The 8,518-nt window shown below is 32.4% G+C and carries 7 protein-coding genes; 3 read left to right on the top strand and 4 right to left on the bottom strand.

All coding sequences use genetic code 11. The annotated features are described in order from the left end of the window. Positions 1–51: 51 nt before the first annotated feature. From ettA to holA, 4 genes are all read right to left on the bottom strand, one after another. Complete coding sequence (ettA, locus tag JO950_RS20085) at positions 52–1,743, bottom strand: energy-dependent translational throttle protein EttA (protein ID WP_026110094.1); 1,692 nt, start codon at positions 1,741–1,743, stop codon at positions 52–54. A 265-nt stretch (positions 1,744–2,008) separates the two neighbouring features. After that, on the bottom strand, positions 2,009–2,191 hold the full coding sequence (locus JO950_RS20080) for a CAL67264 family membrane protein (protein WP_017497526.1): 183 nt from the start codon (positions 2,189–2,191) through the stop codon (positions 2,009–2,011). A gap of 69 nt (positions 2,192–2,260) precedes the next feature. Continuing rightward, positions 2,261–4,525: an ATP-binding protein gene (locus tag JO950_RS20075; RefSeq protein WP_202704229.1), complete on the bottom strand. Its 2,265-nt coding sequence runs from the start codon at positions 4,523–4,525 to the stop codon at positions 2,261–2,263. A gap of 258 nt (positions 4,526–4,783) precedes the next feature. Continuing rightward, positions 4,784–5,788: a DNA polymerase III subunit delta gene (gene holA / locus JO950_RS20070; RefSeq protein ID WP_017497528.1), complete on the bottom strand. Its 1,005-nt coding sequence runs from the start codon at positions 5,786–5,788 to the stop codon at positions 4,784–4,786. 100 nt (positions 5,789–5,888) lie between these two features. On the opposite strand from holA, the gene JO950_RS20065 reads away from it, so the two are divergent. The 3 genes from JO950_RS20065 to JO950_RS20055 are packed head-to-tail and all read left to right on the top strand — an operon-like array spanning position 5,889 to position 8,252. Further along, positions 5,889–6,335, top strand: a complete 447-nt coding sequence (locus tag JO950_RS20065) for a type I restriction enzyme HsdR N-terminal domain-containing protein (RefSeq protein ID WP_070908104.1) — start codon at positions 5,889–5,891, stop codon at positions 6,333–6,335. Positions 6,336–6,364: 29 nt separating this feature from the next. Beyond that, positions 6,365–7,384, top strand: coding sequence for a glycosyltransferase family 2 protein (locus tag JO950_RS20060; RefSeq protein ID WP_202704228.1), 1,020 nt, complete (start codon positions 6,365–6,367; stop codon positions 7,382–7,384). Positions 7,385–7,418: 34 nt separating this feature from the next. Then, positions 7,419–8,252 (top strand): OmpA family protein, encoded by an 834-nt coding sequence (locus JO950_RS20055; RefSeq protein WP_017497531.1) that lies wholly within the window; start codon positions 7,419–7,421, stop codon positions 8,250–8,252. Positions 8,253–8,518: the final 266 nt, after the last annotated feature.

Here is an 8,518-nt window from a genome sequence, read left to right as displayed (position 1 = left end):
CTATAGGATAAGAATTTGGGATTTTTTTTATTTTAAAATTTACTTAGAATATTATCTAATCAATTTTCTGTATTTCAAACGTTTTGGAGTTAAATCACCACCAAGACGTTTCTTTTTGTTTTCTTCATAATCGGAGAAACTTCCTTCAAAGAAATAAACTTCAGAGTCTCCCTCAAAAGCAAGAATGTGCGTACAGATTCTATCCAAGAACCATCTGTCGTGAGAAATAATTACAGCGCAACCAGCGAAGTTTTCTAAACCTTCCTCAAGTGCGCGAAGTGTATTTACGTCAAGGTCATTCGTAGGCTCATCGAGTAAAAGCACGTTTCCTTCTTCTTTCAATGTCATCGCTAAGTGCAAACGGTTACGCTCTCCACCGGATAACATAGATACTTTTTTGTTTTGCTCACCACCTCCAAAATTGAAACGTGACAAGTAAGCTCTTGAGTTTACCTGTTTACCTCCCATCATTACCAATTCCTGACCGTCAGCAAAATTTTCCCAAATTGATTTGTTTGGATCAATGTTAGAATGTGACTGGTCAACGTAAGCAATTTTTACAGTTTCACCAACTGAAAATTCTCCACTATCAGTTTGTTGTTCTCCCATAATCATTTTGAAAATAGTCGACTTACCGGCACCGTTTGGCCCAATAATTCCAACAATTCCCGCCTGTGGCAAAGTAAAGTTCAAATTATCGTACAATAATTTATCCCCAAAAGCTTTTGCTACATTTTTAGCTTCAATCACATTGGTTCCTAAACGCGGACCGTTCGGGATATAGATTTCCAGATTTTCATCCAGTTGTTTTTGATCTTCATTCAATAATTTGTCGTAGTTCTGTAAACGGGCTTTTTGTTTCGTTTGACGACCTTTTGCTCCCTGACGAACCCACTCCAACTCACGTTCTAAAGTTTTTCTTCTTTTAGAAGCCACTTTTTCTTCCTGAGCCATACGGTTTGATTTTTGATCCAACCATGAAGAATAGTTTCCTTTCCATGGAATACCTTCACCTCTGTCTAATTCTAAAATCCACCCCGCAACATTGTCTAAGAAGTATCTATCGTGCGTTACGGCAATTACAGTTCCTGAGTATTGTGCTAAATGTTGCTCTAACCAAAGAACACTCTCAGCATCAAGGTGGTTGGTAGGCTCATCTAAAAGTAACACATCAGGTTGTTGCAATAACAAACGGCATAGTGCTACACGACGGCGCTCTCCTCCTGAAAGGTTTTTAATTGGTGTATCTCCTTCCGGTGTACGTAAGGCGTCCATTGCAATTTCAAGCTTTGTATCAATTTCCCACGCACCAAGAGCATCAATTTTATCTTGTAAAGCTGCCTGACGATCCATTAACTTGTCCATTTTATCCTGATCTTCATAGTTTTCAGGAAGACCAAACAAATCATTAATCTGATTGTACTCTTCTAAAACTGCCATGGTTTCAGCTGCTCCTTCGCGAACAATTTCGATAACTGTTTTTGAGTCATCAAGTATTGGTTCTTGCTCTAAGTAACCAACAGTATAACCCGGTTGAAAAACAACATCACCCTGATAGTTTTTATCAACTCCGGCAATAATTTTTAAAAGTGAAGATTTTCCGGAACCATTAAGTCCTAAAATACCAATTTTCGCTCCATAGAAGAAACTCAAGTAAATATTTTTAAGAACTGGCTTGTCTGCTCCTTGATAGGTTTTACTCAATTTTTGCATTGAGAAAATTACTTTCTTATCGTCTGACATGTTATGTTTATTATTATGTTTATAGTTATTCGTTTATTATTTATTATTGAATTACTTAAAGTTAACTCCTTATGATTTTACAGTTCTTTAAAGAATTCATCATTCTCCTAATTTTATTTTTTTTCTATTGCAGCTCTTTCATTTGTTTTTAAAGTTGTTGATTGAATCAATAACGTAACATATTAGCATTATGTTCTGGTTTTATACCAAATATGTAAATCTTCAGATTTATTCTAGTCCTAACAACAAACTATTAACAACAAACTTACACCCTTCCTTTCAAAGCGTTAAAAACCCAGGCGTTTGCAATAAAACCAACTCCGGTTGCAGCAAATCCCCAGCCTGAAACATCTCTGTATCTGAAAGCGCCAAGACCAATAAGTAACAAGCCCATAAGCACCATTATAAAAGTAGCCCATCCCAGGATGGTATTTTTATTCATTCCCATAATTGCGTTATTAGTATTTTAAAAGTAGTAATTTTTTAGAGATGCAAATATCGTGAATTTCCATAGATCTTAAAGCGTTTTTTGTACAACATATTTTAAAATTGTTTTGTACAAAATATCTGGATCTACCGGCTTATCAAGTTTTTCTAAAATTTTAGCCCTTTGAAAATCATCGTTGCCGATATTTTCGCAAATGGCCGTTAAAGCTACGATTGGTATTTCAGGTTTTAAATTACTAATAATTGCCGATGCTTCAAAACCATCCATAACAGGCATCATTATATCCATCAATATTATGGCATAATTTTTAGCTTTTACTTTCTCAACTGCTTCAAGTCCATTATTAGCTACTTCACATTTAAAACCTTTATTGACTAAAATTTTCTTAGCGATCAGCTGATTCATTTTATTATCCTCAACCAATAAAATCTCGATATTTGAAAGTTGCTCTTTTTGTCTTTCAGCATCACTGAAAATAGTTTCGTCATTGGTTTCTTTAGAAATTTTAAAATCGATTACGAACGAAAAAGTAGTTCCTTCATCTTTTTTAGATCTAACTTTGATCTGACTTCCAAAAAGTTCTAACGTCCTTTTTATAATTGACAACCCCAGACCGCTTCCGCCGTAATTACTATTAATCTCGGCCGATTCCTGTATAAATGGTTCAAATATTTTATATTGAACCTCTTCTGAAATTCCAATTCCCGTGTCAGAAACTTCAAATTTAATACTTTCCTCACCGTTAACAGAATGAATTAATTCTGCTTTTAAAGTTATTTCGCCATATTTAGTAAATTTTGCGGCATTCGTCATCAACTCCATAATTACCTGAGTAAATCTTATTTCATCACATTTTAAAGTAGGTGAAATTTTATCATCAAAATTAATTAAGATCCTGTTCTGGTTCAGATTATTGATTCTAAACATTTCAATGATGGAGTTTAGTATTATTTCCAGGTTAATGTCTTTGTAGTCTAAGTTAACAGTATCATGACGTTTTAGATTTTTAAAATCTACCATATTATTGATAAAACCTAGCAGGTAATCTGAAGAAAAATTTAAATTTTTAATATAATCTTCCTTTAGAAGTTCCGATTTTTCATTTTTAAGCAAATATGCTGTTCCTTTAATTGTATTTAAAGGAGTTTTCAATTCATGCGTTACCACATCAAGAAAAGTATCTTTTATTTTCGATGCCTCATTTAACTCTCTATTTATTTTTTTTAACTCTAAGTTTTTCTTCTGAAGGATTAAATTGACCTTCATTTTATATTTATAGGCGCTAAATTGAATTATAAATAGTACTGTCAATATCAGAACAATCAATAAGGCAAAAATCAACAAATAATTTTTATAAGATTCACTTACGCTTTCAAGTCTCGCTTCATTAATTTTTCCTTTATTCTCAATACTTTTTATTTTTAAAGTACTGTTTAGCTTGTTTGATTTTTGAACCAGTCTCATTTTAAACTGATTGAGTTTAACATATTCAGATACTGAAGTTTGGTACAACTTTGCCGCAGTTTCCAGATCTCCTATATTGTAATAATACATTGCTTTTAATTCATTCAGCTTAGCTCCATAAGGAAACCTTCCGTCTGTGGTATTCGTTTTTGTTTCTTCTGCAAGTATCAGGTATTTATATACGCTGTCATTTTCTTTTAAATGGTAATAATCTTCAGAAATGAAGAGGTATAAATTTGGTATCTTGAAATTGTTCTTCTCGAATGTGTTGCTTTTCTTAATGTTTTCAAGCGAGGTCATCGCAAAATCAATAGATTTCTTGTAGTCTTTAGAGTTTTTATAATAAACGGAGAGATTGTAGTTTATGTTTATATTGTCCTCATAGTTGCCATATTTTTTTATTAAGCTTTGCGCTTTCAAATCATATTCATGCGACAATAACTTACTGCCTTCATAATATCTCAAATCACCAAGAGCTTCGTGTAATAAGGCTAACTCCCGCCTATCATTGTATTTTTTTAAGATTTGGAAATTTTCAAAAAGATAAGCATTTGGAGTTCCAAAACTTCGTAAATAGGAAATTAGTTTGATACTCTCTCTGTGAAAGAATAAAAGACTTGCCGTGTCTTTTGTTCTTTCTAGATATGCTTTTGTTTTATTTAAGATTTTAAGTCCTAAAAGGTGATTTTCGACATTCTCTGTTTGGATTAACTTTTTTATACTATCAATCTTTGACAGAATAATGTCTGATTTTTTTTTCGAGAGAATTTGAGACTGAGAATGACTCTTAAAACCAGTTAAAAGACAAACCAATAGTGCAAGAATAATCCTTATTCTTGAAATGCGTAAATTTAAAGTAGATGGGGCCACCGAATTTTTTTATATAAATTATATTGAGGTAATATAGTAAATTTAGATTGTTTTTACCAAAATTTTAATAAATTATATACTACTATTATGACAAATAGTTCCTGTAACTGTACTCATTTTATGTATGTAGTAAAAGAAAGAACAAAATCGTCCCTGTCACTTGTGATTTTAAAAACAAAATTTCAAGCGAATAAATCAGGATAGATTGATACGTTCATTACACATAAAAACACTATTAATGAACTAATTTTGAATTGTTTAATTGAATATTTTATATAACATTTCTTTTAATAAATCGGATTGTGGTAATGCATTGGCTCCTACTCCTTTACTTTTAACGTCAACATCACGCAGTGCACCTACAATTTGGCTCACTTTACGCATCGGATAGTTTTTTATTGCTAAATCGTATTCCTTTAAAAAATAAGGATTGACCCCAATGGCTGCTGCGACATTTTTAGGATTTTTATCTTTAAGTCCATGGTACTTTAAAAGTTGAACAAAGAAACCGAATACTAATCCTGTCGTCATTACTAATGGATATTCTTTAGGATTATGGGCAAAATTCTCCGCAATCTTATAGGCCTTTAACTGATTTCGTTCGCCTATCGCTTTTCGCAATTCAAAAACATTATAGTCTTTGCTGAAACCAATGTTTTCCTCGATATGTTGTGGCGTAATAACGGTTCCCTGTGGTAGAATAATTTGCAATTTTTCTAATTCATTATTAATTTTACTCAAATCGGTACCTAAAAATTCAACCAGCATTGCATTGGCTTTTGGGTCAATTGTATATTTCTTTCCGGCAAGTACACGTTTTATCCAGTCACCAACCTGATTTTCGTATAATTTTTTGCTTTCATAAACAATTCCTTTCTGAGCCAGTAATTTGGTTACTTTTTTACGTTTGTCCAGCGTTTTGTATTTATAACAAAAAACCAAGACCGTTGTCTCCATCGGATTGCCTACATAAGACTCTATTTTATCAATTGTTCGCGATAAATCCTGTGCTTCTTTTACAATAACAACCTGACGATCAGCCATCATAGGGTAGCGCTTGGCCGTTGCTACAATATCTTCAACCGATACATCTCTCCCGTATAAAACAGTCTGATTGAATCCTTTTTCTTCCTCAGCAAGCACATTCTGTTCAATATACTCCGATAATTTATCAATATAATAAGGCTCTTCGCCCATTAAAAAATAGATCGGTTTTATATTTCCGGCTTTTATGTCATTAACAATTTTTACAACTTCGTCCATTAAATTAAGTTTTCAGTATGCGGTATCAGTCTTCAGTTTAATTCAAAATAAATAATTGGTTAATTTTCAAATTGACTAATTTTCAAATTATATTTGCTTTATGCTTAAACTTAATTTCCCAACCTATACTTTCCGATTCAAAAATAGCGAAAATAAAGTGTCTATTTTTGATGAAATCAGGAAAAAATTTATCATTCTTACTCCAGAAGAATGGGTTCGTCAACATGTCGTTCAGTTTTTAATGATTGAGAAAAAGTACCCTAAATCACTTATAAACGTTGAAAAAGTTCTTACTGTCAATGGTTTAAGGAAGAGGTATGATGTAGTGGTCTTCAATTCTGATGGCTCTATACATATATTGGTAGAATGCAAAGCCCCCGAAGTTAAAATCTCTCAGGCAACTTTTGATCAGATTGCCCGTTATAACATGACAATGCAGGCACGGTTTTTGAACGTCACAAACGGACTGAATCATTTTTACTGTCAGATGGATTTTGAGAATGAAAAATATCAGTTTTTAAGAAGCTTGCCCGATTATAAAGAATAGAATAATATTAAAATAAATAAGAATTACTTTTGGATAAAATAGCTGTTGTAATTTTAAACTGGAATGGCGTAAAATTGTTAGAACAATTTTTACCTTCTGTTATCCGATTTTCTGAGGGTGCTCAAATTTATGTTGCTGACAATGCTTCAACGGATGATTCTATAGACTTTGTTAAGAATAATTTTCCTTCCATAAAAATAGTTCAAAACACAGGCAATCATGGTTTTGCTAAAGGTTACAATGATGCTTTGCAACATATTGATGCCGAAATTTATGCATTGGTAAATTCAGATATTGAAGTTACTGAGAATTGGCTCACTCCTATCCTTGAAACTTTTGAGAATGAAAAACTAACCGCAATCATTCAGCCAAAAATTCTCGATTATAAAAATAAGGAATACTTTGAGTATGCAGGTGCGGCCGGTGGTTTCATTGATAAATATGGATTCCCTTTTTGTCGTGGCCGTATTTTTGATACGATAGAGAAAGATAATGGGCAGTATGATGATAATTGTGAATTGTTTTGGGCTTCGGGGGCTTGTTTTTTTATCAGAAGTGAAGTATACCATGAATTAGGTGGTTTTGACGAGACCTTTTTTGCTCATCAGGAAGAAATCGATTTGTGCTGGCGTGCTGCAAATGAAGGACACGTGATTAAGTACGTATCCGGTTCCACTGTTTATCATGTTGGAGGTGCGACTTTGCAACAAGGAAATCCAAGAAAGACTTTCTTAAATTTTAGAAATTCATTATTGATGCTCGTTAAGAATTTACCTAAAAAGAGACTGTTCTTTGTGATTTTCTTCCGAATGGTTTTAGACGGAATAGCGGGTATCCGTTTCCTCACTCAGGGAAAGGTTGGCCATACTTATGCTATCCTGAAAGCTCATTTCTCTTTTTATAGCATATCTTTAAAATACCTTAAAAAGCGTAAAGATTTCCAGATACAAGAATACTATATGGTTAAAAGTATCGTTTACTTGTATTACCTAAAGAAATTACAGGTATTTAAAGAAATCTTTAACATTAATCAAAATATTAAGAACTAAATTTGTAATCAACGTTTAATTAAATATAATACCTATGAGAAAAATAGTTATCGCACTATCAGTACTAATGGCCTTAACTTCGTGTGTATCGAAGAAGCAATATGCTGCTTTAGAAGCTAAGAACAAAGAGATACAAGATTTATTAAACTCTTGCACAGTTAAATTAAATACTTGTTTGGAAGAAAAAGCAGGATTAGCAGCAACTGCTGAAAGCTATAAACAACACAATCAGGATTTAATCAGTACTTCTAAAGACTTAACTGTGTTAACTACTAAAGGAGCTGAAAATCTTGAGAAATCTTTAGAAAGTTTAAAAGAAAAAGATTTAAAAATATCTAGACTTCAGGATGCATTAACTAAGAAAGACAGTGTAACTTTAGCTTTAGTTACAAGCTTAAAAGGAGCTGTTGGAATCAATGATCCGGATATCGAAATCAACGTAGAAAAAGGAGTTGTATTTATTTCGATCGCTGATAAATTATTATTCAAAAGTGGAAGTTATGACGTGAGCGACAAAGCAAAATCTGTTTTGGCTAAAGTTGCTAAAGTAGTGAACGACAAACCTGATTTTGAATGTATGGTTGAAGGTCACACAGATGACGTTCCTTACAAAAGTAATGGAATTATCTTAGACAACTGGGATTTAAGTGTTAAACGTTCTACTTCAATCGTTCGTGTATTAAGTAATGAACTTGGTGTAAACCCTGCTAAATTAATCGCTGCCGGTAGAAGTTCTTATGTACCATTAGTAGCTAATGATAGTGCTGAGAACAAAGCCCGTAATAGAAGAACTCGTATTGTGGTTATGCCAAAAATCGATCAATTCTATGATATGATTGAAAAAGAAATGAAGAAACAAGCGAAATAATCTCGTTTTTACATACTTTATTAAACAGAAAAAGCAGGTCAATCGACCTGCTTTTATGTATCCTTAATTTTTTAATAACCAATTAAATATAAATCAAGAATAGCATTATCTTTAAATTAACTAACTAAATTTTAACAAACCTAAAGTTAGTTAATTATTTTAGATTATTATATCATTTAAGTTTTTTTTTACAAATGGCCTTGTTTGTTAATACTATCTTCAAAAAAAACTACTTATTGATATTATCACAAACCTAAGGTTCTTGA

This window comes from Flavobacterium sp. UGB4466, from assembly GCF_903469665.1.
GTDB lineage: Bacteria > Bacteroidota > Bacteroidia > Flavobacteriales > Flavobacteriaceae > Flavobacterium > Flavobacterium lipolyticum.
The sequence above is the reverse complement of the archived record's forward strand: the minus strand, read 5'-3'. Positions and strand labels throughout refer to the sequence as shown.

Bases quoted from the DNA above. Each gene is read 5' to 3' on its own strand.
- JO950_RS20080 (WP_017497526.1), bottom strand. From the start codon at position 2,191: ATGGGAATGAATAAAAATACCATCCTGGGATGGGCTACTTTTATAATG.
- ettA (WP_026110094.1), bottom strand. From the start codon at position 1,743: ATGTCAGACGATAAGAAAGTAATTTTCTCAATGCAAAAATTGAGTAAA.
- JO950_RS20055 (WP_017497531.1), top strand. From the start codon at position 7,419: ATGAGAAAAATAGTTATCGCACTATCAGTACTAATGGCCTTAACTTCG.
- JO950_RS20065 (WP_070908104.1), top strand. From the start codon at position 5,889: ATGCTTAAACTTAATTTCCCAACCTATACTTTCCGATTCAAAAATAGC.
- holA (WP_017497528.1), bottom strand. From the start codon at position 5,788: ATGGACGAAGTTGTAAAAATTGTTAATGACATAAAAGCCGGAAATATA.